Below are 24,872 nucleotides of genomic sequence, written 5' to 3'. Positions count from 1 at the left end.
GTAAGGCCCTGAGCAAGGCAGCGAGCCCGGTCCGCCGGCCTTGTCACGAACCGGCGTACAGGATCAGTGCAGGATCTGCGACAGGAACAGTTTCGTGCGTTCGTGGCGCGGGTGGTCGAAGAACTCGGCCGGCGTGTTCTGCTCGACGATCTGGCCTTGGTCCATGAAGATCACCCGGTTGGCGACTTTGCGCGCAAAGCCCATTTCATGGGTGACGCAGAGCATGGTCATGCCCTCCTCGGCGAGCCCGACCATCGTCTCCAGCACTTCCTTGATCATTTCCGGGTCGAGCGCCGAGGTCGGCTCGTCGAACAGCATGATGCGCGGGTTCATGCACAGCGAGCGGGCGATAGCCACGCGCTGTTGCTGGCCGCCGGAAAGCTGACCGGGATATTTGTTGGCCTGTTCCGGAATCTTGACACGCGTGAGGAAATGCATGGCGATTTCCTCGGCCTGCTTCCGCGGCATCTTGCGCACCCAGATCGGCGCCAGCGTGCAATTCTCGAGGATGGTCAGATGCGGAAACAGGTTGAAGTGCTGGAACACCATGCCGACTTCGCGGCGCACCTCGTCGATCTTCTTCAGATCGTTGGTCAGTTCCTTGCCGTCGACTATGATCTTGCCCTTCTGGTGTTCCTCCAGCCGGTTGATGCAGCGGATCATCGTCGATTTGCCGGAGCCCGACGGGCCGCAGATGACGATGCGCTCGCCGCGCATCACCTTCAGATTGATGTCCTTCAGCACATGGAACTCGCCGTACCATTTGTGCATGGCGATGATGTCGATGGCGACATCGGTGGTGGAAATATGCATCTTGGCGGCATTGACCTTGATCTCTTCCGCGCTGACGGCGTTTTCTATGGCCATGACAAGGTCCCCTTTTTAGCGTTTGTGGCCGGTGTCGAGACGGCGTTCCGTGTACATTGAATAGCGCGACATGCCGAAGCAGAACAGCCAGAAGATGAAGGCCGCGAACACCAGGCCGGACCTGGCCGTCTGCGGCGTTGCCCAGCTGGCGTCGGAGAAGTTCTGCTTGACGATGCCGAGGAGGTCGAACATCGAGATGACGATGACCAGGCTGGTGTCCTTGAACATGCCGATGAAGGTGTTGACAATGCCGGGAATGACCAGCTTCAGCGCCTGCGGCATGACGACCAGACCCATCTTCTGCCAGTAGCTGAGGCCGAGCGAATCGGCGCCCTCATACTGGCCTTTGGGGATCGCCTGCAGGCCGCCGCGCACCACTTCGGCCATGTAGGCGGCGGCAAACAGCGACACACCGATCAGCGCGCGCAGGAACTTGTCGAAGCTGACGCCGGCCGGCAGGAACAGCGGCAGCATCACGCTGGCAAAGAACAGCACCGTAATCAGCGGGATGCCGCGTACCGTCTCGATGAAGATCACGCACAGCAGCTTGACGATCGGCATGTTCGAGCGCCGGCCGAGCGCCAGCACGATGCCGACCGGCAGCGACACAGCGATGCCGACGAAGGACAGGCTGAGTGTCACCAGCAGTCCACCCCAAAGCGGGGTTTCGACATAGGGCAGGCCGAACATGCCGCCGAGCAGCAGAACGAAGGCGACGACCGGCAGTGCAAAAAAGAGAAGGATGGCATTCAGCCCCTTGCGCGGTACGCGCGGAATGAGCAGCGGCACCAGCAGCGCCACGAACAGGATGGCGACCAGGATCGGGCGCCAACGCTCTTCCAGGGGATAGCGGCCGAACATGAACTGGCCGAACTTGGCGTTGACGAAGGCCCAGCAGGCGCCGGTCCAGCCGTCCGGCTGGATGCCGCCCTGCGCCACGGTGGCGCAGACCGTGCGGTCCGGTCCCGTCCACTGGGCGTTGATGAAAGCCCAATTGACGATCTGCGGCAGGATCATGGCAACCAGCACGATGCCGATGATGGTCAGGATGGTGTCGCCGGTCGACGCGATCAGATTCTTGCGGACCCAGGCGCCGAGGCCGCGCTCGCTCGACGGCGCCGGCTGCGCCAGCGCCATCTCCGTCCGCACCCAGGACATATCGTGCTCTTGCATGGCCTTATCTCTCCACCAGCGCCATCCTGGCGTTCACCACGTTCATAACCGCCGACGTGATCAGGCTGAGCGCCAGGTACACCGCCATCATGATCACCACGCCTTCGACTGCCTGCCCGGTCTGGTTCAAGACCGTGCCAGCCGTCGCCGTCAGGTCCGGATAGCCGATGGCGATGGCGAGCGAGGAATTCTTGGTCAGGTTGAGATACTGGCTGGTCAGCGGCGGAATAACGATGCGCATCGCCTGCGGCACGACGACAAGCCTGAGGATCGATGCCGAGCGCAGCCCGAGTGCAGCGGCCGCCTCGGTCTGGCCTGCGCTGACGCCCCTGATGCCGGCGCGCACGATCTCGGCGATAAAGGCGGCCGTATAGCAGGACAACGCCAGATAGAGTGACAGGAACTCGGGCCTGACCTGAAAGCCACCGACGAGATTGAAGGTCGACTGCTTTGGAAATTCAAAGCTCAGCGGAAAGCCGCTCAGCGCGTAGGCCAGCAGCGGCAGGCCGACGATCAACGCTATGGATGTCCAGAACACCGGGAATGGCTGCCCCGTCGCCATCTGCCGCTGTCGCGCCTTGCGGGCGACGAACCAGGCCATGGCGATGCCGAGGAGCAGTGCGACCAGGATCAGCCAGGATCCCTCGCCCCACATAGCGCGGGGAAAATAGAAGCCGCGCTGGTTGAGAAAGGAGCCGAATGGCAAATTGATGCTGTCGCGCGGCGGCGGCAGCACGGCGAGCACGCCGGAATACCAGAAGAAGATGACCAGCAGCGGTGGGATGTTGCGGAACACCTCGACATAAACGGTGCAGATCTTCCTGATCAGCCAGTTATGCGACAGCCGGCCGATGCCGACGATGAAACCGATGATGGTAGCGGTGATGATGCCGACGACAGCAACGATCACGGTGTTGATAAAGCCAACCAGGATGGCACGGAAATAGGTCGAATCCGATGAATAAGCGATGGCGCTTTCGCTGATGTCGAAGCCGGCGCGGCCCTTGAGAAAGCCGAAGCCGGAAGCGATGTGCAGCCGCGTCAAATTGGCGATGACGTTGTGGGTAACCCACCAGACACCCGCTACCAGCAGGACAAGGACTAGTGCTTGAAAGAATATGCCGCGGACGCGAGGATCATTGATGAAGGAACCGCGGCTTGGCTCCTCGCGAAGAATTTCCTGCGATGCCATTAAACCACCACCCTTCTGGCGACCATCCCCTGGAAAGAGAAACCGGAAGGCAGGAAGCTGCCTTCCGGATCACATTTCGATCAGCGGATCGGCGGAGCGTATTGCAGGCCGCCCTTGGTCCACAACGCGTTGATGCCGCGCGCGATCTTCAGCGGGCTGCCCGAACCGACATTGCGTTCGAACATTTCGCCGTAGTTGCCAACTGCCTTGACGATGTTGACGACCCAGTCGTTGGAGACGCCGAGATCGGTGCCGATCTTGGTGTCGGCTTCCTGGCCGAGCACGCGCTTGATCTCAGGATTGTCCGAGTTCTTCATCTCGTCGACATTGGCCTGGGTGATGCCCAGTTCCTCGGCCTGCAACAGCGCAAAGTAGGTCCACTTGACGATGTGGTACCACTGGTCGTCACCCTGGCGCACGGCCGGGCCGAGCGGTTCCTTGGAGATGATCTCGGGCAGCACGACATGGTCGGCCGGCGCGCTGAGCGTCAGGCGGATGCCGTAGAGACCCGACTGGTCGGTGGTGTAGACGTCGCAGCGGCCGGCGTCATAGGCGGCGTTGACCTCATCCAGCTTTTCGAAGACGACGGGGTTGTACTCCATCTTGTTCGCCTTGAAGTAGTCGGCGAGATTGAGCTCGGTCGTGGTGCCGCTCTGCACACAGACCGCCGCGCCCGAAAGCTGCAGCGCCGAATTGACGCCCGGCAGTTTCTTGGCGTTGATCATGAAGCCCTGACCGTCATAATAGGTGACGCCGACGAAGTTCAGGCCAAGTGCCGTATCGCGGTTGATGGTCCAGGTGGTGTTGCGCGACAGGATGTCGACCTCGCCCGACTGCAGCGCGGTGAACCGCTCCTTGGCGCTGAGCGGCGTGAATTTGACTTTGGTGCCATCGCCGAAGACGGCGGCCGCCACGGCGCGGCAGAAATCCACATCGATGCCTTTCCATTCACCCTTGTCGTCAGGCGCAGCGAAGCCAGCAAGACCTGTGTTGGTGCCGCACTGGATGAAGCCTTTCGCCTTGACGTCGTCGAGCGTGCTCGCGGATGCGGCCGAAGCCGCGAATCCAAGCGCGGCGGCGCCCAAAACGCCGATTGCAATGTGTTTCATGACCCACAGACCCTTTTCTGTTTTTTCCAGGCGAACCTGACTTTTTCCCGTGTGAACGCAGCTTCGTATCCCGGCCCATTACCGGAATCCCGCATCGTAACCGACGCGCTGTCTCCCATTCACGAACAACATCGAAGGCGATTATTCCTGTGAGGTCAAGGGAAATGACCAAATCCGAAAGACTTTGAAAACCAACTGGCTGAAATGCCTGAATCGCAGACAAACGCGCCCGCAAATCGGTCAACGCGCCAATAAAGCCGGCAAAATCCGATCGCGCCTTCCCGACCGCGGCTTCCCGACCGCGCCGGGCGCCCTGCGGATCTACGGCGCATTGCTGAATTGGCATATTCAAGACCTTTGCCTGGCGAGTGCGGTGCGGTTGCGCGGCCAATGCCGCCGCACTATGGCTAACGACCTACTCACGGGACGAAATGCAATGGCAAAAGACGGTAGCGAGATGGGCATCAACACGCGGCTCGCCCATTCCGGCAACAACCCGCATGACTATTTCGGCTTCGTCAACCCGCCGGTGGTGCATGCCTCGACCGTGCTTTATCCCAACGCGGCGGCGATGGCTTCACGCAGCCAGAAATACACCTACGGAACGCGGGGCACGCCGACCACCGATGCGCTGAACAGCGCGATCGATGCGCTGGAAGGCTCTGCGGGCACGGTGGCGGTTCCATCGGGCCTGGCGGCGGTGACGCTGCCGCTGCTCGCCTTCCTGTCGGCCGGCGATCATCTGCTGATCGTCGATTCCGTCTATCACCCGACCCGCAATTTCGCCGACACGATGCTGAAGCGGCTGGGCATCGAGGTCGAGTATTACGAACCGCGCATCGGCGCCGGCATCGCGGCGCTGATCAAGCCCAACACCAGGGTGGTGTTCACCGAATCGCCGGCCTCCAACACTTTCGAGGTGCAGGACATACCGGCCATCGCCAAGGCAGCGCATGCCGCCGGCGCCATCGTCATGATGGACAACACATGGGCGACGCCGCTCTACTTTCGCCCGCTCGACCATGGCGTCGACATCTCGATCCATGCGGCGACGAAATACCCGGCCGGCCATTCCGACGTGCTGCTCGGCACGGTCTCGGCCAACGCAGCCTGCTGGAAGCAGCTTTGCGAGACGTTCAACACGATGGGATGCTGCGCCGGGCCGGACGACGTCTACCAGGTGCTGCGCGGCCTGCGCACTATGGGCGTGCGGCTGGAGCACCATCAAAAGAGCGCGCTTGCCCTCGCCGGCTGGCTGGAGGGCCAGCCGGGCGTGGCGCAGGTGCTGCATCCGGGGCTGCCCAGCCATCCCGACCACGTTTTGTGGAAGCGCGATTTTTGCGGATCGAGCGGCATCTTCTCTATCGTCCTTGCAGGCGGCGGACAGAAGCAGCAGCACGCCTTCCTCGACGCGTTGGGGTTTTTCGGACTCGGCTATTCCTGGGGTGGCTATGAGAGCCTTGCCGTGCCGGTATTCCTGGGTGACCGCACCGTCGCCAAGGGCCCGTATGACGGGCCGCTGGTGCGCCTGCAGATCGGGCTCGAGGATGTCGAGGATTTGAAGACCGACCTGGCGCGCGGGCTGGCGGCGGCCGCAGAGGCCTGAGCCAGCACCTTTCCAGACCGAGTCAGGAAATCGGCGTAACAGCCTGGGAACACTGCGATCCTGAGCGGTGTCATGGCGACCGATCAGCCGATGAAGCGGCGTCTACAAAATAGAGACGCCGGCGTGGCGGAAGCGATAGAATAGCTTCTGCCGGCGCTTGATGCGGATCGAGGCTGGCCGGCGGATCGGTCGGGAACCTTTTGTCGGCCGATGCATCCAATATCCCGATGAGAAGCCTATCAGGAGATCGCCCATGCCGGCTGTGTTGACGGCAACGTCCGCCGCTTCCGGCGACATGCAGCTTGTCGGCCGCGCGCTGGCACGCGATGGCGATGCATTCCGCACCATCATCAAGACGCACAACCAGAGGCTCTACCGCATCGCCCGCGGCGTTGTGCGCAACGACAGCGAGGCCGAGGACATCGTCCAGGAGGCCTATGTCAGGGCGTTTGCCCACCTCGAGGCCTTTCGTGGCGATGCCTCGCTCGCCACGTGGCTGTCGCGTATCGTCATCAACGAAGCGCTCGGCCGCTTGCGCAAAAGGCGGCGAATGGTGGCGATACCTGAAAATCCGCAAGCCGAAATCATCCGGTTTCCCCTCAACCCGAGCGACGATCCGGAGCGGACGATGGCGCAACGGCAGATCCTTGAGCTTGTCGAACTGGCAACCGACAGTCTTCCCGATGTCTACCGGCTGGTGTTCGTGGCGCGAGTCATCGAGGGGCTGAGCATCGAGGAGACCGGCGAACTGCTTGGCGTGCGACCAGAAACCATCAAGACCCGGCTGCACCGCGCTCGTGCGCTGGTGCGCAAGGCGCTGGACGACCAGATCGGCCCGGTGCTGCTCGACGCGTTTCCGTTCGCGGGCCGGCGCTGTGAACGGCTGACCAATGCCGTGATGCAGCGGCTTGGTCTTTCCGGGTAGGTCGCGTCGATTTTCGCGGGAACGTTTTCCGGCGACCTGCATCCAATGAGCATCACTGAAAACGAAGCCCGATGCAGCTCGGCGTCGGGGCGAAGGAGAGCATTATGTTTATTCGATCGACCACGGCACTGGCCGCATTTTTCCTGCTTAGCGCAGCGCCCTTGTCGCAAGCTGCCGACAAGCCGACCGATCCGCAGATCGCACATATCGCCTACACAGCGGGCGTGCTTGACGTCGAGGCGGCCAAGCAGGCGCTGCAGAAATCGAAAAACAAAGAGGTCGTAGATTTCGCCAAGGACATGGTGCGGGATCACGAGGCCGTCAACAAACAGGCTCTCGACCTGGTCAAGAAGCTCAAGGTCACGCCTGAGGACAATCCGACCAGCAAAGCGCTGACCAAGGCGGCGGCCGAGGAACGTGCCAAGCTTGCCAAGCTCAAGGGCGCGGCGTTCGACAAGGCCTATGTCGCCAGCGAGGTGGCCTACCACAAGCAGGTCAATGGCGCGCTCGAAACTCTGCTGATCCCGTCGGCCGGCAATGCCGAGCTGAAGAGCCTGCTGGAAACCGGCCTGAAAATATTCCAGGGCCACGAACAGCACGCCGAACACGTCGCCGGTATGCTGAAGTGAGGATCGGGCCAATGGTGTCGAGGCGGCATCTGTGGGTTGCGCTGGCGCTGACCATCGGCGCCGCACCTGCCAAGGCCGAAACCATTGAGGTGACGATCGACAAGGTTGTGTTTTCGCCGGCAAAGATCGAGGCGAAGGTCGGCGATACGATCAAGTGGGTGAACAAGGACGTGTTCGCCCACACGGCAACCGTCAACGGCGGCTGGGAAGTGATGATCCATCCGAAGCAGGCAGCAAGCCTGATGGTGAAGAAGGCCGAATCGGTCGATTATTTCTGCCGCTTCCATCCCAATATGAAGGGCCATGTGACGGTGACATCGCCCTGACTGGCTAATGCCTGTCGCGCAAAAGTGTGCAGCGGTTTTGCGATAACGACATGCATAAAACAAGAGCCTAAAGCGCGTCGCATGAGGCCGGTCGAACGCGACGTGCTTTTAGGCCGCCAGCCATGCCGTCCCGACAAGAAGCGTGACCAGCGTCAACGGCAGGCCAACCTTGAAGAAGGCGATGAAGCCCAGCGGCTTGCCGGAGACCCGCGCGTGCTCGGCAACGATCAGATTGGCGACCGAGCCGAGCAGCGTGAAATTGCCGGCCAGCGTCGAGCTCATGGCGACGACCAGCCAGGCCCGCTCAGGGTCTTCCAGGCCAGATATGAACGGCCGCAGCGCCAGCACGGCCGGAACGTTGCTCATGATGTTGGACAGCACTGCGGTGAAGCCAGACAGCCGCCATACATCATTCAGCCCAAGGTCCTTTGCCGAAGCGACGATGTCGGGCGTCAGCAATGTCTTTTCGGCACCGGCGACGACGATGAACAGCCCGGCGAACATGAACAGCAGCGGCCCGTCGATCTCGCGATAGATGCGCTCAGGCTTGATGGCGCGGGTCAGCAACAGAATCGCACCGCCAATCAGCGCCGCCTTGGCTACGGGAACGCCGGCAAAGAAAGCGACCGCCAAACCGATACAGACGACCACCGCCTTCAGCACCTGCCCCGGCAGCATGCGGCCGCGATAGACTTCGGGGCTGAGCTCGGCCTTGCGCGAGAATTCGGCGCGGTAGACGATGCGGATGATGACGATGACGGCGACGAGGCCGAACGCCGCGACCGGCGCAAGCGCCGCCGAGAAGGCCGGATAGGAAATCCCCGACAGGGCGCCAATGACCATGTTCTGCGGATTGCCGGTTATGGTGGCGACACTGCCGCAATTGGATGCGGTTGCCGTGGCGATCAGATAGGGAACCGGGTTGCGGTTGATGACGCGGGTGACGTGGACGACGATCGGCGCCATGACCAGGCAGATGGCGTCGTTGACCAGGAACGCCGATAGGACGCCGGTCAACAGCGTCACCATCACCAGCAGCATGAATGGCGCATGCGCATGCTCAATGGCGAACCCTCCGAGCGCGCGAAAAGCGCCGGACACTTTCAGATGTGCCACGACGATCATCATGCCGAGCAAAAGCGTGATGGTGTCGAAGCTGATGGCGCGGTAGGCGTCCTCCATGCTGAGCGCGCCGATGGCGATCATCGCCGCACCGCCGAGCAGCGCGATGCCTGCCCGGTCGAGGCGCAGCCCTGGTATCCTGCCGACCGCGACGCCGGCATAGGTCAGGACAAGGATCAGCAGTGCCGCCGCGCCCATCGCTGTCATGTTTCGGAAATCCTGTTCGCGACTGGCGAGTGAACCTGTCCGGAATGGACCTGAAATATTGGCGATCCCGACAGGATTCGAACCTGTGACCATCGGCTTAGAAGGCCGGTGCTCTATCCAGCTGAGCTACGGGACCGCTGGCCGGCCGCATGACCGGCTGATTGTTGGCGCCGGCAGGGCCGGTATGAGATCAATGCGTCCAGGGCGTCCTGCGGTCATAGCGGAAATTCTCCGCATAGGAAATCTGGCGGCGTTTGATTTCCTTCGGCTCCTCGACGCGGAAAGACAGCCCTTCCTTCTCGGCATAGGCGACCGCCTCTTCCCTGGTGTCGAAGGTCAGCCTGATCTGGCTTCGCATGTCGCCGGACGTGGTGTAGCCCATCAGCGGATCGATCTTCTTGCGCTGCTCCGGATCGAATTCCAGCACCCAATGGCCGGTCTTGGCCTTGCCGGACTGCATCGCGGTTTTGGCTGGGCTGAAAATGCGGGCTGACATGACCACCTCATTGCTGGTTGCAAGCACACGACCTCGAAACCAGATTACTATTCTCTGGCCATGCACTAGCCCGTCATTACTGCGCAATGACGCCGGCAGCAAGGCCGATGGTTTTTGCGCTTGCTTTGGCGGGCCGAAATCACTAGGCAACAGACCGTTCGGAGTGTAGCGCAGCCTGGTAGCGCATCTGGTTTGGGACCAGAGGGTCGGGAGTTCGAATCTCTCCACTCCGACCATTCATCAACCAAATCTCGTCGGCAGGGCAAGCGGATCACGCTCGAGCGTGTCTGCCGTCGCCGGTCATGCTTAAGCGACGGACGGACAGCACGAGCCTGCGCTGCCCGTCCGATATGCGAGCCGTCAGCCCTGGATGAAGGCCAGCAGATCCGGATTGATGATCTCCGGATGGGTGGTGCACATGCCGTGCGGCAGGCCCTTGTAGACCTTGAGCGTGCCATGCTTCACCAGCTTGGCCGCAAGCAGCGCGGAATCGGCGATCGGCACGATCTGGTCGTCGTCGCCATGCATGATCAGGACGGGAACCTCGATCTTTTTGAGGTCGTCGGTGAAATCGGTCTCCGAGAATGCCTTGATGCAGTCGTAATGGGCCTTGGCTCCGCCCATCATGCCCTGGCGCCACCAATTGTCGACGGCGCCTTGCGAGATCTTGGCGCCCTCGCGGTTGAAGCCATAGAACGGGCCGGCCGGCACATCCCTGTAGAACTGGGCGCGGTTAGCGGCCAGAGCCGCGCGAAAGCCGTCGAAGACTTCGATCGGCAAGCCGCCGGGGTTGCTGTCGGTCTTGACCATAATCGGCGGCACGGCGCCAATCAGCACCGCCTTGGCAACACGGCCGCCGCCGCCATAAAGCGCGACGTAACGCGCCACCTCGCCGCCACCTGTCGAGTGGCCGATGTGGATCGCATCCCTGAGATCGAGATGCGCCGCCAGCGCCGCGACGTCGGCAGCGTAGGTATCCATGTCGTTGCCGGTCGCGGTCTGCGACGAGCGGCCGTGCCCGCGGCGGTCATGGGCGATGACGCGGTAGCCCTTTTCGAGGAAGAACAGCATCTGGTTGTCCCAGTCGTCTGAGCTCAGCGGCCAGCCGTGATGGAACACGATCGGCTGGCCCTTGCCCCAATCCTTGTAGAAAACCTCGGTGCCGTCATGGGTGGTGAATGTGCTCATCGTCCTACTCCTTGATGGAAAAGTTGGCGGGTAACAGGGAAGCTTTTAGCCCCCTTCAGCTGGACAAATTATAACAGTGCGGTCAGGGTGAGCATTGGCAAAACGGACATTCAACGTGGCAAAACTGACAAATGACGGCTGCGCGTGATCTGATCGAAATCGGCCTTGTCTTGTATCCCGGCGTGCAGGAAGCAGCCGTGCTCGGCCTGACCGATCTTTTCATGCTGGCAAACCGGCTGGCTGTCGAGCGGTCGCCGGAGGCGGCGAGGCTTCGCGTCAGCCATTGGCAATTGGACGCGGGCAATACCGTAATCCGCACCTTCGACAGCGACCCCGGCGCCGACAATGAACCGGCCATGGTCATCCTGCCGCCGACCCTGCTGCAGCCGATCCCTCGCGAGGCGGCCGCGCCCTATGCCGGCTGGCTCAGGGACCGTCATGCGGCAGGCGCGACGCTCGGTTCGGTCTGTGCCGGCGCCTTCGTGCTTGCCGAGACCGGCCTGTTGTCCGGTCGCGCCGCGACAACGCACTGGGCCTATCGCGACGCGCTGGCGCTACGCTTTCCAGACATCCTGCTCGACGCCGACAGGCTGGTCATCGACGATGGCGACATCATCACCGCGGGCGGCTACATGGCCTGGACCGACCTCGGCCTCAAGCTCGTGGACAGGGTGCTCGGGTCAACCGTCATGATGGACACGGCGCGTTTCATGCTGGTCGATCCGCCGGGCCGCGAGCAACGTTTTTACAGCCCGTTTGCGCCGCGACTGACCCATGGCGACGAAGCGATCCTCAAGGTGCAGCACTGGCTGCAGGCGAACGGCGCGCGTGACGTGACGCTTGGCGCCATGGCAGAGCATGCCGGACTGGAGGAGCGGACTTTCCTACGCAGGTTCCGCAACGCCACCGGCCTCAAGCCGACCGAATATTGTCAGCACCTGCGCGTCGGCAAGGCGCGCGAGATGCTGGAAACCACGATGCGATCGATCGACCAGATCGCCTGGGAGGTCGGCTATGACGATCCCGGCTCCTTCCGCAAAGTATTCGCCAGGATAACCGGGCTGGTGCCCGGCGATTATCGCAAGCGCTTTGGCACGGAATGAGCTGTGATTGCGGGTGGAGAGAGCTGAGGCCCGGCCGCCGCGCAATGGCGCTATCGATTCGATGCTGCCAAAGGCAAGCTCGCCGGGAAGAGAACCCCAACCACCCCATCTCCCGGCGAGCCTACTTACCTGATTGATACGCAATCAGGACCGGGATCAGCCGGCAAGCTCCTTGCTGCAAGACGGATGCCAGCTTTTGTTCCCGAAATGGGACAGTGGCTGAACTGGAATCGTCAAATCTCGAACTCGCCCTGCCCTTCGTCCATGGCGCTGACTGTCTCGGCGGCGAGCGCCCGCGTTATCGGCGTCTTGCGCTCGAGCGCGGTGCGGTCGAGCCGTTCGACCACCCGCATGGCGGTGGCCAGCGAGCGTTCGATGCGGCGCACCAGGTATTGCACGACATGCGGCTCGACCTCGACCTGGCGGTCGGCGAACAGTTTTGTGATGACGCCGGCCAGCAAGAGATCGTCGGGTTCGTGGATCTCGACGGTAGCCGCCGCCTTGAGCCGCGACGCCAGGTCGGGCAGCCCGACGCCCCAGGCGGAGGGAAAGCGGCGCGCCGTCAACAGCAAGCTCGAGCCGGCGCCGCGCACCGCGTTGATCAGATGGAACAGGCCGTGCTCATCAATCGGGCCGGCATCGACATCGTCGATCAGGGCGGGGCGCGCTCCGAGATTTTCGATACAGTCGCCGATGCGGGCGGCCTCCACTTTCACCGCGTCGGCGCGGGTCCGCCAGATCGAGGCCAGATGGGTTTTTCCCGAGCCGGCCGGCCCAGCCAGCACGACAACCGGCGACGGCCAGTCCGGCCAGCGGTCGACAAGCGCCGCTGCCTGGCTGTTGGTGGCGGAGACGACGAGCTCGTCACGCGAATAGCCGGTGTCGTGGCCTAGATCGAGCGGCAATTGGCGCGGCGGATCGATCTTGTTGTCCGGCATCTGGCTCAACCGCGCGCGCCCCCGCGGCGCCGTACCGGCAGCGGCGGCACCGGCTCGTCGGCGTGACCCTTGTAGAGCGGCGATTCGAGATAGCGCGCGATGGCGAAACGCACCAGAACGGCAACGGCGGCGGAAGCCGGAACGGCGATCAGCAGGCCGACGAAGCCGAACAGCGCGCCGAAGGCAAACAGCGCAAACATCAGCCATACCGGATGCAGGCCGACGCTTTTGCCGACTAACCGCGGCTGCAGGATGTTGCCCTCGATGAACTGGCCGACGAAGAACACGCCTGCCACTGCCGCGATCATGGTCCAGTCCGGCCAGAACTGGACGAAGGCAACGCCGACAGCCAGCACCAGCCCGGTCAGCGAGCCGACATAGGGGATGAACGAGATCAGCCCGGCGAACAGGCCGATGAGGATGCCGAAATTCAGGCCCGTCAGCGTCAGGCCGGTGGCATACATGGCGCCGAGCACCAGGCAGAGCGTACCCTGGCCGCGCACAAAGCCGGCGGTCGCGGTGTTGATGTCCCTGGCGATCGCCCGGACCGTCTTGACATAGTCGCGCGGCACCCAGCCGTCGACGATTGCCACCATGCGGTCCCAGTCGAGCAGCATGTAGAAGGCGACGACCGGCGTCACCACGAACAGGCTGACAACCGAGACCAGCGCCACGCCGGAGCTCCAGATCGAGGTGAAGACCGTAGTCAGGAGACCGAAGCCGGAGGTCAGCAGCGAGTTCAGCCCTTCGCGCAGGCCATTGGCGTCGACGCCGAATTTCTCTTCCAGCCATTTCGGGTCGAAACTGGTGATCAGGCTCTGCAGCCGGGTCAGATAGTCCGGCAGCTTGCTGGCGAAATCAGCCATCTGCGAGGCGAGCACCGGAACCAGGATGACGACGGCCAGCACCAGGACGACGATAAAGGCGATGAGGATGACCACCGTCGCCATCAGCCTGGACAGGCCGAGACGCTCCAGCCGGTCGGCGACAGGGTCGAGGAAATAGGCGAGCACCATGCCAGCGACGAAGGGCAGAAGGATGCCGCTGAAGACATAGAGGAAGACAGCGAGGATGATGGCGCTGACCAGCCAGAAGCGGATCTGGCGGCGAAACGACGCCGATGCCGCAGCCTCCGCTGCCGCGGCTTCGGCCTCGGCGTCGATCGACCGTTCGTCGGGTGCCTGGTGTTCAGGTGCCCCGCGTTCAGGTGCCGGGTGTGGAGCCTTCGCCATAGCCGCTCATATGCCTCAGCCAAGCCACGAGATAGGCCGCGGCCGAAGCCACGGTCAAGACCCCGGACAGCAATATGAGGGCCGGCCTCAGCGGATCGAGACGGATGTCAAAGGCGAGTTCGCCCAACACCACTGCCGCCAGCACGATCTGGATCGCGGTGTTGGCCTTCGACACCAGGAGCGGCTTCATCTCAACCGGATGCGCCATGACGGTGGACAAAAGCACGGCGCAGACGATCAGCGCGTCGCGCGACACCATGGTGATGACCAGCCATAGCGGCAACTCGCCGCTGATGCCCATGACCACGAAGACGGAGACCAGCAGCAGCTTGTCGGCCATCGGGTCGAGATAGGCGCCGAGCCTGGAAAACTGATTGAAATGGCGGGCGATGAAGCCGTCGACGCCGTCGGAAATGCCGGCAATGAGGAAGCCGGCAAAGGCCCAGTCCCAGCGTTCCTGCAGCATGGCCAGCACCACGGCCGGCACCAGCACGAAGCGCATGATCGTGATCATGTTGGGGATGGTCAAACGCATTATCCCGTCGCTCTTGTTTGTCGATACATGATGGAGATGGAGGGTCACGGCAAGTGAGAAGCGACAAAAGTTGGGCCGTGCACGGGTTTGTCGAGAGCGCGCTGGCCGCGAAGCTATTTTGGAACAAGCGGCGCAGTGGCTGGACTCTTCGGCAACCATCAAGGCACCATGGCGCAACAAAGAGGGAGTGGAACCTTGTCTTTGGCCGTTGGCGAAGCGCGTAAGTATCTCGATACGTTCATGATGGGACATGGCTTTCGCCGCATCCGGAAAGGCGTCTTCGAAGTCGACCGGAGCGACGATATCAGCCTGATTCTCGAAGAAGCCTTTACTGCAAGCTCTGGCGATGTTCATGTGAACATGCTCGTTTACCTGGACTTTCTTACCGTCAGGCCGTTGCTTGAAAGGCTGTACGGCAAAAAATGGATCTGGCCCGGACTGTCGCAGTTTCATCCCGAAACGATATTTAACAATGAGCTGAAAGCTTATGCTCGTTACTTCGAGAACCTTGACCAGACGAGCATAGATAGGTTGCTGGGGAAATATGTCGAGCTGGCGCGACGGATCAGGGCTCAGAATCCGGACCTCGCCAGTTACGTCGCCGGACATAGCGAGCTGCTCGACAAACCTTACGAATTCACACAGCCCTTCGCAATTCGGATCCTCGCGCTGATTGCCTGCGAAATTGAACTTGGGCACTACGAGCGGGTGAGGCAGGCTGTGCACTGGATTCGAACGAACAATAGCGGAATAGCGCTGAGCGGCTACGCCAAGGCACAACTCGACCGCGTCGACATGGTTCTGGCGGAACGAGAGGGGCGTCCATAAGGGCGGCAGTGTCCACTCTTTTGTCGAGCCAAGACCGTCTGATCCCGCCGTCATCCTTGCGAGGTGCGGCCGTTCATGCGAAGAGCCCGCAAGCGAATGAAACCAGCGACAGGCAAGCGCAACAGATGAGCAGGCGCCGGAAATGAGCAAGCGCAAGAACGGGCTCACCTATGCCGAAGCGGGCGTCGACATCGATGCCGGCAATCTCATGGTCGAGAAGATCAAGCCGCTGGTGCGCGCGACCCGCCGGCCGGGCGCCGATGGCGAGATCGGCGGCTTCGGCGGCCTGTTCGACCTAAAGGCCGCCGGCTTCACCGATCCGGTGCTGGTCGCCGCCAATGACGGCGTCGGCACCAAGCTGAAGATCGCCATCGACGCCGGCAAGCACGATACGATCGGCATCGACCTCGTCGCCATGTGCGTCAACGACATCGTCGTGCAGGGCGCCGAACCGCTGTTCTTCCTCGACTATTTCGCCACCGGCAAGCTCGATCCCGACCAGGGTGCTTCGATCGTCGGCGGCATTGCCACCGGCTGCCGGCAGGCCGGTTGCGCGCTGATCGGCGGCGAGACGGCGGAAATGCCGGGCATGTATCACGACAAGGACTACGACCTTGCCGGCTTTGCCGTCGGTGCCGCCGAACGCGGCCAGCTGCTGCCGACCGACGACATCGTCGAGGGCGACGTGCTGCTCGGCCTTGCCTCGTCGGGCCTGCATTCGAACGGCTTTTCGCTGGTCCGCCGCATCGTCGCGGTAAGCGGCCTTGGCTGGGGCGATCCGGCGCCGTTCAATGACGAGGCGACACTGGCCGAGGCGCTGCTCGAGCCGACGCGCATCTACGTCAAGTCGATCCTCAAGGCGATCCGCAACACGCATGGCATAAAGGCGCTGGCCCATATCACCGGCGGCGGCTTTCCAGAAAACATCCCGCGCGTTCTGCCCAAGGATTTTTCGGCCGAGCTCGATCTTGGCGCCATCGAAGTGCCGCCGGTGTTTTCGTGGCTGGCCAAGACCGGCGGCGTCGCGCCGGAAGAGATGATGCGCACCTTCAATTGCGGCATCGGCATGATCCTGGTCGTCGCCTCCGGCCAGGCGGCGCAGGTCGCCGCCGTTCTGCAGGAGGCCGGCGAGACGGTGACGCCGATCGGCCAGATCGTGCCGCGCCGCGATGCCGGCGTCATCTATCGGGGCTCGATCGGCCTATGACCAGAAAACGCACCGTAGTGCTTATTTCGGGGCGCGGCTCCAACATGACGGCGCTGATCGCGGCCGCCGGCAGCCCGGCCTATCCTGCCGAGATCGTCGGCGTCATCTCCGATCGCGCCAATGCCGCCGGCCTCGGCATCGCCGCGGCTCGCGGCATCGCCACCAAGGTGATTTCGCGCTCCGATTATGCCAGCAAGGAAGCGCATGACGGGGCGATCGATGCGGCCCTCTTGTCGTTCGGCGCCGAAATCGTCGCGCTGGCCGGCTATATGCGCATCCTCGGCGCGCGTTTCGTCGAGAAGTGGCAGGGCCGGATGGTCAATATCCACCCTGCCCTGCTGCCTGCCTTCAAGGGGCTGGATACGCACGCGCGAGCCATCCGCGCAGGCATGCGCATCCATGGCTGCACAGTGCATTTCGTCACGCTCGACATGGATGACGGGCCGATCATCGCCCAGGCCGCAGTGCCGGTGATGGTCGGCGACAATGAGGACACGCTGGCCGCGCGCGTGCTCAAGGCCGAGCACCAGCTCTATCCGCTGGCGCTGGGCCTGGTCGCCGAAGGCAAGGCGCGGATGGAAGGCGGCCGCACGGTGTTTTCGCGCTTCGCCGACGATGCCGACAATGCCACGTCGGTGGTGATCGCGCCCGACCCGCTGCGCGAAGAGACCGATCTCGAGCACCTGGCGCGGATAACGCCGTGAGGGTCCGTAGAAAAAGCCAATAAATCGTCGGGGTCGGCAGAAACAGACCAATGGACGTTTTCGACAGCGCGATCCGCACAAAAGGTGATCTCGCCGGCGTCTTCGAGTATGACGAGGCGGACGATCCGAACAGTGCCACGGCATATTTCTATCTTTGTCGAACCGAGGACGGGCGGGCCGATTCTGTCATCGAAGCAATTCACATTCGATCGGGCGATTGGGCTATCACTGAAGCAGACATTTCGGTCAGATGGGATAAAGATGAACGGCGCGTAGGCCTGTTCATCTTTGGTGTGCTTTGGGCGAGTTTTGATACCGCCATGGGCACAAAGCATGGCGGCGGATATGGGAAAGACTTTCAGCCGGACATCCCTTGGACTTGAATTGAAACCATGATGCAATTGCTGCTCCTGCGTCACGCTAAGTCGAGCTGGGACGATCCTGGCCTCATCGATTTCGACCGGCCGCTGTCCGGGCGCGGGCGGAAAGCAGCGCCGCTGGTCGGGCGCGAACTGACCCGGCGCGGCTGGCTGCCGGAGCTGGCGCTGGTGTCGCCGGCGCTGCGCACCCGCGACACATGGCGGCTGGTTTCGGCGGAATTGCCGGCGAAGGTGCAGGCCAAATTTGCCCAGGCGCTCTACGAGGCAGCGGCGGCGGACATCCTCGCCAAGGTGCGGCAAGTAAAGGCGGAGACCGGAACGCTGCTGGTGCTTGGCCACAATCCCGGGTTGGAGGAGTTCGCGCGCGGGCTTGCCGGGGCTGGATCGGATGAAGCGGCGCTGAAAAAGCTGGCGGAAAAATTCCCGACCGCGGCCCTGGCTCGGTTCGACGTCGATGGCGATTGGGCCGGTCTCACCTTCGGCAGCGCCCGACTGACGCACTGCATTTGGCCGAAGGATCTGCGTTAGGGATTTACCAACAGGCCGGGGGAAAAACCGCCGATCCCTCGACCGACCGAGCTTCGCACAAACAAGAGCGGCGGGCCAAGCCCGCCGTTCTTTGTGCTCCCGGGGTTTGAGGAACTAGCGGCCCCAGTTGCCCCGGCCAGATTGGGGCACTACGGGCTGATCCGTGCCGAACCGGGTCGTCGCCCCGGTGTCGACGGCGTTGTGCTCAGCCGTCAGCGGCTTGCGGATGGAACCGGTAAACCCGCTGTCGATAGCGCCGACAGGCGCATTGCCAACAGGCGCGGCCGGCTGGTTGGCACCGTCCGAACCATAGTGGTCGCTGCCGGCAAAGGCGCTGCCCGTGGCGGTGAGGACGATAGCGGCGATGGTAAGAGCAATCTTGGTCATTTCGGGTACTCCAGTGTGCTGGTCATTCGTGAGTTGTCGTTGCTTTCGACGCATTCGAGATGAGAGCGCTGCCGAATACGCATCGGCTTTTTCCGACGTGCACGTTGCTGGACGATTTCAGCAACCGAGATTGTGGCTACAGATGAAACCTGCAATTCAAAGTATTCGATTGGCGCAGGATTCGATCCAGCGCTCGTCCCGGCTGATACGCGAAAGCAAGAGTAGCGGGCCGAGCCCGCCGCTCTTTGTGTTCCGGGGCTGTGATAATCAGCGGCCCCAGATGCCTTGGCCGGATTCAGGCGCCACCGACTCGGAAGTCGTCTTGGCACCGGTATGCTCGGAAGTAACCGGCTTGCGGATCGAGCCGGTGAACGTGTTGTCAACGTTGGCAGCAGGAGCGGCCGGCTGGTTGACGTTGTCTGAGCCATAATGGTCGCTGCCGGCAAAAGCAGTGCCGGTGACAACGAGGATGGCGCCGGCGGTAAGAGCGATCTTGGTCATTTCAGGTACTCCGGTAGTTCTTTGGTCTGTCCGTCAAGTGGCGTGCCTTGGGAAGAATTCGCGTCGCTCGGACCGCCCCGAGATGGGTCCGCAAGCTTGTCGTTTCCAATCACAAAAATTTTGTACGGGTGCGCCAAATTGGCCGCTTGAAATTCGACATGCGGCTCCTTCCGCCACAATGTTCTTATTTCTTTTCAATTGGTTATGCGGTTATTGGTGATTTTCAGCGCGAACATTCTGTGAGCCGGCGTTCACCCATTCCTGTACCCTCTGTCAACAGAACCGAACCGTTCGGTTCGAACTATTTTACGTTTGGCTGGATCAGCGCTTCAGAGCCTCGATCGACATGCCTGCCGACCGATCAATGCCCAGTAAAAATCACGCTGCCAGCTCAGCGCCAGCGGTGTCATGCTTGGGCCGCGCGCTGGCCAGAAGCACCACGGGGCAGTTGCAGGCGGCTAAAACAGCGCCGGCGGTTTCGCCGAAGAACAGGTCCTCACCCGGACGTTGGGTGACACCCATCACGACGATCGCCGCGCCTTTGGCCGCCTCCCTAGTGATCGCCTTGTCGGGTGTGACGCGGGTATGGAACGCGGTGTCGATATGCAGGCCGTAGCGGCCCGCCAAGTCGGCGATGTCTTTCAGGACGGCCTCTTCGCGGCTATGCGACACGGATGTCGACCTGCGCCCCTTGGCTGCTTTTTGCGAGACGTAGAGAACCTTGATCCGCGCCCGGTTTGGACGGGCCAGCGCCAGCGCCAAGTCGGCGGCGCGACGCGCCACCTGGGTTCCGTTGACGGGGACGAGAATGCTGGTGCCGGCCTTCAGCGTCGGCATCTTTTCGGCAGCATTGCCGCCGTTCAGGACCAAGCAAAGCGGGCCGTCAAATCCTGCGGCAATGTCGTTGAGGGCCGGCGCGAAGGCGCCATCGGCGGTCAGCACATTGTCAAGGCCGACCAGCAACAGGCCGTATCCCTTGCGGGCCTCTTCGGCGATCGTCTCACCGGTGGCTTCCAACTCGGTGCGGGCCGTCAGGTGGACTTTGCCGACAAGCGTATCTTCGATCCGTTTTACCGCCTGGGCGCTTTTTTTTGCACCCTTCTTGATTTCCTGCAGGGCGCGCTCCTGCCCCTTGCTGTCGGCTGGCCTGTCAATTCGGCCGTCTTTCGGCTGAAGCAAGGTGGTGGGCAGGCGAAGCAAGGTGGTGGGCATGCCGCTGCCTCCGCCCACCAGTCCGGCGAGATGGGCAGTGAACTTGCCGATCCTGCTGTCGTCGACCAGCACCAGCAGCCGCTCCAGCCTGGAAATGAAGCCGTATTCGTCCAAGGCCTCGCGCTCGACACGCTGCTGCTCGTCGTGACCGACCGGCAGCCGGCCGAGCGCCCAGCGCAGCATCGGCGGCATGGCCAGCGTGGTGACCACGGCCATGGTGACGATCATGGTGAAGAGATTGTGCGACAGGATGTTCATCGACAGGCCGATGCTGGCGACGATCACCTCGGTCGAGCCGCGCGCGTTCATGGCGCTGCCGACGGCGATTGCTTCCTTGAACGACATGGCGGCGAGCCTGGCGCCGATGAAGGCGCCGCCAAACTTGCCGATGCTGGCGATAACCACCAGAGCGCCCGTCAGCATGGCAAGCGTCGGATCGGCAAGCACTGTGAGGTCGGCGGAAAGCCCCGCCATGCCGAAGAAGATCGGCATGAACAGCGCGGTGATGACGCCGCGCAGCTGGCCTTCGATATGGCTGGAGAGGATGGGCGATTCACCGACAAGAATGCCGGCGACGAACGCACCCAGGACGGTATGCACGCCTATCATATTGGTGATCAGCGCCATCACGCCCATGATGATGAGGATCATGGTGATCACCGCGAACTCGCTGTGGAATTGATCGTTGGTCCAGCGGATCAAGGTGAAGACAAGACGGCGGCCAATGGTGAAGGAGAACACCATGAATAGTGCCACCGCGGCGATGGTGGTCACCAGCGGCGCGAACTGCAGCCTGCCATTGGTGGCGATGCCGAAGGTTACGGCGATGATAAGCCAGCCGATCGTGTCCTCGATGATCGCCGAGGAAATAATCACCTGTCCGAGGTTGCGGCGCATGAAGTTCATCTCGCGCACCACCATGGCGACGATCTTGACCGACGAGATCGACAGCGCGGTGCCCAGGAACAGCCCGGCGACGGTGCGTTGCGTGGCGTCAGACAGCAATGCGCCCGGCAGGAACTGCGCCAGCGCGAAACCGCAGATGAAGGGCACCACGACGCCGGTCGCCGAAATGGAAAAACAGGCCGCGCCAACCCGGCGCACCAGCCGCAGGTCCGTCTCCATGCCGGTCAGCAAAAGCAGCATCAGGATGCCGAGCTGTGAGACGGCGTCGATCATGCCCTTTTGCGCAGGATCGCTGGGAAAGATCAGGTGCTGAGCCGATGGCCATAGCCAGCCGAACAGCGAAGGACCGAGCAGGATGCCGCCGATCAGTTGGCCCATGATTGCCGGCTGGCCATAGCGCTGCAGCACTTCGCCCAGGCCGCGCCCGACAAGCAGCAGCAGGACGATCTCGGCAACGAAAGCGCCTTCGCCCGAACCGCCCATTCCCGAAGCCTTGGTTCCGGCAACAAGCGTCTCCGCCGCCCGGGCCGCTCCTGCGGGGACGAATGCACAAACCAACAGCGCCAGGCTGGAACGTGTCGGAGCCTGCCAAGCCATGAAACCCCCATCGCCCAATGCACCTGCCCCACAACGCGCGACAGGCCGTTGCGTTGCTAGACAGGGCATTGCTAGACGTGGACGTCACCGAAGGAGAGTTCGCCGTCGTCGCTCTCCGTCAGGTAGGCTGCCATCAGCAGGCCGGCATAGAGGACGGCGACCAGCACGACGATGGCGCCACCAGGAACTGGACCCAGCGCAGCACTGGCGACGGCCTCACGCATCGACCCGACGAAGCCGATGCGGACGCCTTCGTTTAAGAGGCTGGGGGTCGACAGTTTGAGGATCCAGGCCAGCAGCAGGATCAGCAGCATATAGATGTAATTCCGACGCAGGCGGCGCGCCAAAGCCACGCGTTGCGAAATCAGGAATTTTGGTGCGCGCAGGCTCTCGCCGACGATCAACAGCCAATCGGACGCAAAATCCGGCTGCGGTGAGAATACCTGTGCGAAATAGTGCCGTTCGAACTGGCGCACGCGAGCCCGATAGAAGTCGAAGAAGCGGTATCGCCGCGCCTCGATCCACAGCAGCAGCAGAACAAGCAGCATGGCAAACAGCAGCACGCCATGGTGAGCGCTGGCTGTCGAAAGCGAGACGGACAGCATCGCCGCGACAACCGTTATCGCCCAATTGCTCGTCCGGTCCAGGCGGTCGCGCCACCCAGCCATGCGCGCAATCTCGGCGCGATGGAAGTGGGACATCGTGGTTACGAGTTCGCCGGACGAAAGCGTTCGCCCGATGGGGTCCGGCGCCGCCAACGCTTCTGCCATGACCATGCCTCCACCCGCCATGCGAAAACGGCCGGAGGAACATATCGTTCCGAACGCTTCAAGTTGCCGGGCGCAGCCAGACCTTGTTGTCGTGGAAGGCGGCGCCGCCATAGGGCGCCGGCGCATCGGCGCCAGTCAGCACGTTGATGCCCTCGCCGCGCTCATGGGCGCTGTTCGGCCAGATGCCTTCGGCGATGACCACGCCGCGCTTGATGCCGTCGAACAGTTTTGCGTGCAGCACCACTTCGCCACGCTGGTTGCCGACTTCGATGCGGCCGCCGTCGGCGACGCCGAGTGCCGCCGCATCATCGGGATGCAAGAGCAGCTCCGGCCGGCGCTCTTTTGCCTGCGACACCGGCGTTTCGGTGAAGGTCGAATTGAGGAAATTGCGCGCCGGCGAGGTGGTCAGCCGGAACGGGTGCGCCTCGTCCGCCACCTCGATCAGATCGACATGGTCGGGGAATTCCGGCAGGCTCGCCACCGGCCCGAACAGGCCCATGCTTTTCGGTGGCCGATTGGGCGACGCCTGGCCCGTCCAGTCGGCGCGAAAATGAAACTTCTTGTCGGCATGGCCGAAGCCGTCGAGGTAATGCGCGGCATCGAAATCCGGCTGCAAATCGACCCATTTCTGCTCTTTCAGGCTCGAAAAGCTGCCCAGCCCGCGCTTGCCCAGAATGACGTCGATATGCTGCTGCTCGGTCATGCCGAAGCCCGGGCGATCGGCGACACCGAGTCTTTTGCCGAGTTCCTCGATGACGAAATGGTTGGTGCGCGGACCTTCCGGCGGGTCGATCAGCTTCGGCCCGAGCGTGATGTGCTGGTTGCCGCCGCCCTTGTAGACGTCGTCATGCTCGAGAAACATCGTCGCCGGCAGCACCACATCGGCGAGCTTGGCGGTGTCGGTCATGAACTGCTCGTGCACGCAGGAGAACAGATCGTCGCGCAAAAAACCCTGCTTCACCAGCCGCTGCTCCGGCGCGACATTGACCGGATTGGTGTTCTGGATCAGCAGCGCCGTCACCGGCGGGCCGCCATAGAGCGCATCCTCAGCCCCGGTCAGCACCGGGCCGATGCGCGAATGGTCGAGATGACGGATCGCGGGGTCGCGCATCCGCGTGCCTTCGAGCAGTTCCTGATTGAGCTTGAAGATGCCCGAATTGGTATGGAAGACGCCGCCGCCTTCATATTGCCAGCAGCCGGTGACCGCGGCGATCGAGGCTGCGGCGTGCACGTTGACCGAACCGTTGCGCTGGCGCGAAAACCCGTAGCCGAGGCGGAAGTAGGTCTTGTTCGTCGTGCCGACGAGACGGGCGAAGGTCTCGATTTCGTCGACAGAAAGCCCGGTGATATCAGCGGCCCATTGCGGCGTCCTCGTTTGAAGATGCGCTTCCAGACCATGCGGGTCGTCGGTGTATTTTTCCAAATAAGCGCGGTCGGCCATGCCGTCACGGAACAGCACGTGCATCACCGCGCAGGCCAGCGCGCCGTCGGTGCCGGGCTTCAGCACTAGGCCGAGATCGGCCTGCTTCATCGTCGCGTTCTCGTAAACATCGATGACGACGATCTTGGCTGCGCGTTCCTTGCGCGCCTTGATGGCGTGGGTCATGACGTTGACCTGCGTGACCACGGCGTTGGTGCCCCAGATCACCACGCAGTCGGATTTGCCCATCTCGCGCGGATCGGGGCCGCGCAGTGCGCCTGCCCCCATCATCCAGCCGGTCCAGGCCAGATTGGTGCAGATCGAACCGAAGAAGCCGGAGTATTTCTTGGCATGCCTGAGCCGCTCGATGCCGTCGCGCTGCACCAGACCCATCGTGCCGGCATAGTAATAGGGCCAGACCGTCTCCGAGCCGAATTTTGCCTCCGCCGCGATGAACTTTTCGGCGACAAGGTCGAGTGCGGCCTCCCAGCTCGCTTCCTTCCAGGCGCCCTCGCCCTTGGCGCCCGCCCGGATCAGCGGTTTCAGCAGGCGGTCGGGATGATGGACGCGGTCGGCGTAGCGGGCGACCTTGGCGCAGATGACGCCGGCCGTGTAGCTGTTGGCCTTGGCGCCATGGACGCGGCCGATACGCCTGGCGTCAAGCAACTCGACCTCGAGCGCGCAGGTTGAGGGACAATCATGCGGACAGGCCGAATGGCCGATTTTGAGCTTGGCGTGCTGATTCATGGGAGCAAACTAGCCGGTTGTGATAGCGGCGTGTAGG

The 24,872-nt window shown here is 62.5% G+C and carries 25 protein-coding genes and 2 tRNA genes; 11 read left to right on the top strand and 16 right to left on the bottom strand.

What is annotated here, in order from left to right:
* Positions 1-63: 63 nt before the first annotated feature.
* From NKG95_RS25650 to NKG95_RS25635, 4 genes are all read right to left on the bottom strand, one after another.
* On the bottom strand, positions 64-813 hold the full coding sequence (locus NKG95_RS25650; RefSeq protein ID WP_031194215.1) for an amino acid ABC transporter ATP-binding protein: 750 nt from the start codon (positions 811-813) through the stop codon (positions 64-66).
* A 69-nt stretch (positions 814-882) separates the two neighbouring features.
* Entirely contained in the window at positions 883-2,040 is a 1,158-nt protein-coding gene (locus tag NKG95_RS25645) for an amino acid ABC transporter permease (protein ID WP_352481769.1), read from the bottom strand.
* A 4-nt stretch (positions 2,041-2,044) separates the two neighbouring features.
* Positions 2,045-3,232 carry an amino acid ABC transporter permease gene (locus NKG95_RS25640; protein WP_352856483.1) on the bottom strand — a complete coding sequence of 396 codons (1,188 nt, stop codon included), beginning with the start codon at positions 3,230-3,232 and terminating at the stop codon, positions 2,045-2,047.
* An 80-nt stretch (positions 3,233-3,312) separates the two neighbouring features.
* Positions 3,313-4,341 carry an amino acid ABC transporter substrate-binding protein gene (locus NKG95_RS25635; RefSeq protein WP_353020744.1) on the bottom strand — a complete coding sequence of 343 codons (1,029 nt, stop codon included), beginning with the start codon at positions 4,339-4,341 and terminating at the stop codon, positions 3,313-3,315.
* A gap of 436 nt (positions 4,342-4,777) precedes the next feature.
* Here NKG95_RS25635 and NKG95_RS25630 point away from each other — a divergent pair, with 436 nt between their 5' ends.
* The 4 genes from NKG95_RS25630 (at position 4,778) to NKG95_RS25615 (ending at position 7,827) form a co-directional block, all read left to right on the top strand.
* Positions 4,778-5,947 (top strand): cystathionine beta-lyase, encoded by a 1,170-nt coding sequence (locus tag NKG95_RS25630; RefSeq protein ID WP_353020743.1) that lies wholly within the window; start codon positions 4,778-4,780, stop codon positions 5,945-5,947.
* A gap of 253 nt (positions 5,948-6,200) precedes the next feature.
* Positions 6,201-6,872 (top strand): RNA polymerase sigma factor, encoded by a 672-nt coding sequence (locus tag NKG95_RS25625; protein ID WP_353042871.1) that lies wholly within the window; start codon positions 6,201-6,203, stop codon positions 6,870-6,872.
* Between the two features lie 104 nt (positions 6,873-6,976).
* Entirely contained in the window at positions 6,977-7,501 is a 525-nt protein-coding gene (locus tag NKG95_RS25620; RefSeq protein WP_023719753.1) for a DUF4142 domain-containing protein, read from the top strand.
* A gap of 11 nt (positions 7,502-7,512) precedes the next feature.
* Entirely contained in the window at positions 7,513-7,827 is a 315-nt protein-coding gene (locus NKG95_RS25615) for a cupredoxin domain-containing protein (RefSeq protein ID WP_353042870.1), read from the top strand.
* A 108-nt stretch (positions 7,828-7,935) separates the two neighbouring features.
* On the opposite strand, the gene NKG95_RS25610 is transcribed toward NKG95_RS25615, so the two are convergent.
* The 3 genes from NKG95_RS25610 to NKG95_RS25600 form a co-directional block, all read right to left on the bottom strand.
* On the bottom strand, positions 7,936-9,156 hold the full coding sequence (locus NKG95_RS25610; protein ID WP_353042869.1) for an anion transporter: 1,221 nt from the start codon (positions 9,154-9,156) through the stop codon (positions 7,936-7,938).
* 59 nt (positions 9,157-9,215) lie between these two features.
* Positions 9,216-9,292 (bottom strand) — tRNA-Arg (locus tag NKG95_RS25605).
* Positions 9,293-9,346: 54 nt separating this feature from the next.
* Positions 9,347-9,652 (bottom strand): ETC complex I subunit, encoded by a 306-nt coding sequence (locus NKG95_RS25600; RefSeq protein WP_352856488.1) that lies wholly within the window; start codon positions 9,650-9,652, stop codon positions 9,347-9,349.
* A gap of 159 nt (positions 9,653-9,811) precedes the next feature.
* On the opposite strand from NKG95_RS25600, the gene NKG95_RS25595 reads away from it, so the two are divergent.
* Positions 9,812-9,888: transfer RNA gene (locus NKG95_RS25595), tRNA-Pro, on the top strand.
* A 124-nt stretch (positions 9,889-10,012) separates the two neighbouring features.
* Here NKG95_RS25595 and NKG95_RS25590 read toward each other — a convergent pair.
* Positions 10,013-10,840 carry an alpha/beta fold hydrolase gene (locus NKG95_RS25590; protein ID WP_023719756.1) on the bottom strand — a complete coding sequence of 276 codons (828 nt, stop codon included), beginning with the start codon at positions 10,838-10,840 and terminating at the stop codon, positions 10,013-10,015.
* Between the two features lie 131 nt (positions 10,841-10,971).
* Between NKG95_RS25590 and NKG95_RS25585 the strand changes: the two genes are divergently transcribed.
* Entirely contained in the window at positions 10,972-11,943 is a 972-nt protein-coding gene (locus NKG95_RS25585; RefSeq protein ID WP_353042868.1) for a GlxA family transcriptional regulator, read from the top strand.
* 233 nt (positions 11,944-12,176) lie between these two features.
* Here the strand turns inward: NKG95_RS25585 and hdaA are convergent, their stop codons facing one another.
* From hdaA to NKG95_RS25570, 3 genes are read right to left on the bottom strand one after another with little or no spacing between them, the layout of a single operon-like run.
* Positions 12,177-12,881 (bottom strand): DnaA regulatory inactivator HdaA, encoded by a 705-nt coding sequence (gene hdaA, locus NKG95_RS25580; protein WP_353042892.1) that lies wholly within the window; start codon positions 12,879-12,881, stop codon positions 12,177-12,179.
* Between the two features lie 5 nt (positions 12,882-12,886).
* Positions 12,887-14,113, bottom strand: coding sequence for an AI-2E family transporter (locus tag NKG95_RS25575; RefSeq protein ID WP_352481773.1), 1,227 nt, complete (start codon positions 14,111-14,113; stop codon positions 12,887-12,889).
* The gene (locus NKG95_RS25570; RefSeq protein WP_023719760.1) at positions 14,085-14,642 is read right to left on the bottom strand and encodes a CDP-alcohol phosphatidyltransferase family protein; all 558 of its coding nucleotides are present in this window, start codon (positions 14,640-14,642) and stop codon (positions 14,085-14,087) included. The genes NKG95_RS25575 and NKG95_RS25570 overlap by 29 nt, the downstream gene beginning before the upstream one ends.
* A gap of 141 nt (positions 14,643-14,783) precedes the next feature.
* Here NKG95_RS25570 and NKG95_RS25565 point away from each other — a divergent pair, with 141 nt between their 5' ends.
* The 5 genes from NKG95_RS25565 (at position 14,784) to NKG95_RS25545 (ending at position 18,295) form a co-directional block, all read left to right on the top strand.
* Positions 14,784-15,476, top strand: a complete 693-nt coding sequence (locus tag NKG95_RS25565; RefSeq protein WP_353042867.1) for a hypothetical protein — start codon at positions 14,784-14,786, stop codon at positions 15,474-15,476.
* A 142-nt stretch (positions 15,477-15,618) separates the two neighbouring features.
* On the top strand, positions 15,619-16,683 hold the full coding sequence (purM, locus tag NKG95_RS25560; RefSeq protein ID WP_353042866.1) for a phosphoribosylformylglycinamidine cyclo-ligase: 1,065 nt from the start codon (positions 15,619-15,621) through the stop codon (positions 16,681-16,683).
* Positions 16,680-17,387 (top strand): phosphoribosylglycinamide formyltransferase, encoded by a 708-nt coding sequence (gene purN / locus NKG95_RS25555; RefSeq protein ID WP_023719764.1) that lies wholly within the window; start codon positions 16,680-16,682, stop codon positions 17,385-17,387. The genes purM and purN overlap by 4 nt, the downstream gene beginning before the upstream one ends.
* Positions 17,388-17,437: 50 nt before the next feature.
* Positions 17,438-17,770, top strand: coding sequence for a hypothetical protein (locus NKG95_RS25550; protein ID WP_352481778.1), 333 nt, complete (start codon positions 17,438-17,440; stop codon positions 17,768-17,770).
* A gap of 9 nt (positions 17,771-17,779) precedes the next feature.
* On the top strand, positions 17,780-18,295 hold the full coding sequence (locus NKG95_RS25545; RefSeq protein WP_023719766.1) for a SixA phosphatase family protein: 516 nt from the start codon (positions 17,780-17,782) through the stop codon (positions 18,293-18,295).
* Between the two features lie 114 nt (positions 18,296-18,409).
* On the opposite strand, the gene NKG95_RS25540 is transcribed toward NKG95_RS25545, so the two are convergent.
* From NKG95_RS25540 to NKG95_RS25520, 5 genes are all read right to left on the bottom strand, one after another.
* Positions 18,410-18,682 (bottom strand): DUF680 domain-containing protein, encoded by a 273-nt coding sequence (locus NKG95_RS25540; RefSeq protein ID WP_352481779.1) that lies wholly within the window; start codon positions 18,680-18,682, stop codon positions 18,410-18,412.
* Between the two features lie 267 nt (positions 18,683-18,949).
* A complete protein-coding gene (locus NKG95_RS25535; protein ID WP_353042865.1) occupies positions 18,950-19,183 on the bottom strand; it encodes a DUF680 domain-containing protein in 234 nt (77 codons plus the stop codon).
* Positions 19,184-19,561: 378 nt separating this feature from the next.
* Positions 19,562-21,784 (bottom strand): cation:proton antiporter domain-containing protein, encoded by a 2,223-nt coding sequence (locus NKG95_RS25530; protein WP_502912629.1) that lies wholly within the window; start codon positions 21,782-21,784, stop codon positions 19,562-19,564.
* 185 nt (positions 21,785-21,969) lie between these two features.
* Positions 21,970-22,668, bottom strand: coding sequence for a DUF2270 domain-containing protein (locus NKG95_RS25525; protein ID WP_023719770.1), 699 nt, complete (start codon positions 22,666-22,668; stop codon positions 21,970-21,972).
* A gap of 58 nt (positions 22,669-22,726) precedes the next feature.
* Positions 22,727-24,835 carry a molybdopterin-containing oxidoreductase family protein gene (locus NKG95_RS25520; RefSeq protein ID WP_353042864.1) on the bottom strand — a complete coding sequence of 703 codons (2,109 nt, stop codon included), beginning with the start codon at positions 24,833-24,835 and terminating at the stop codon, positions 22,727-22,729.
* Positions 24,836-24,872: the final 37 nt, after the last annotated feature.

The sequence above is a fragment of the Mesorhizobium sp. M1423 genome (assembly GCF_040317575.1).
Classification (GTDB): domain Bacteria; phylum Pseudomonadota; class Alphaproteobacteria; order Rhizobiales; family Rhizobiaceae; genus Mesorhizobium.
The sequence above is the reverse complement of the archived record's forward strand: the minus strand, read 5'-3'. Positions and strand labels throughout refer to the sequence as shown.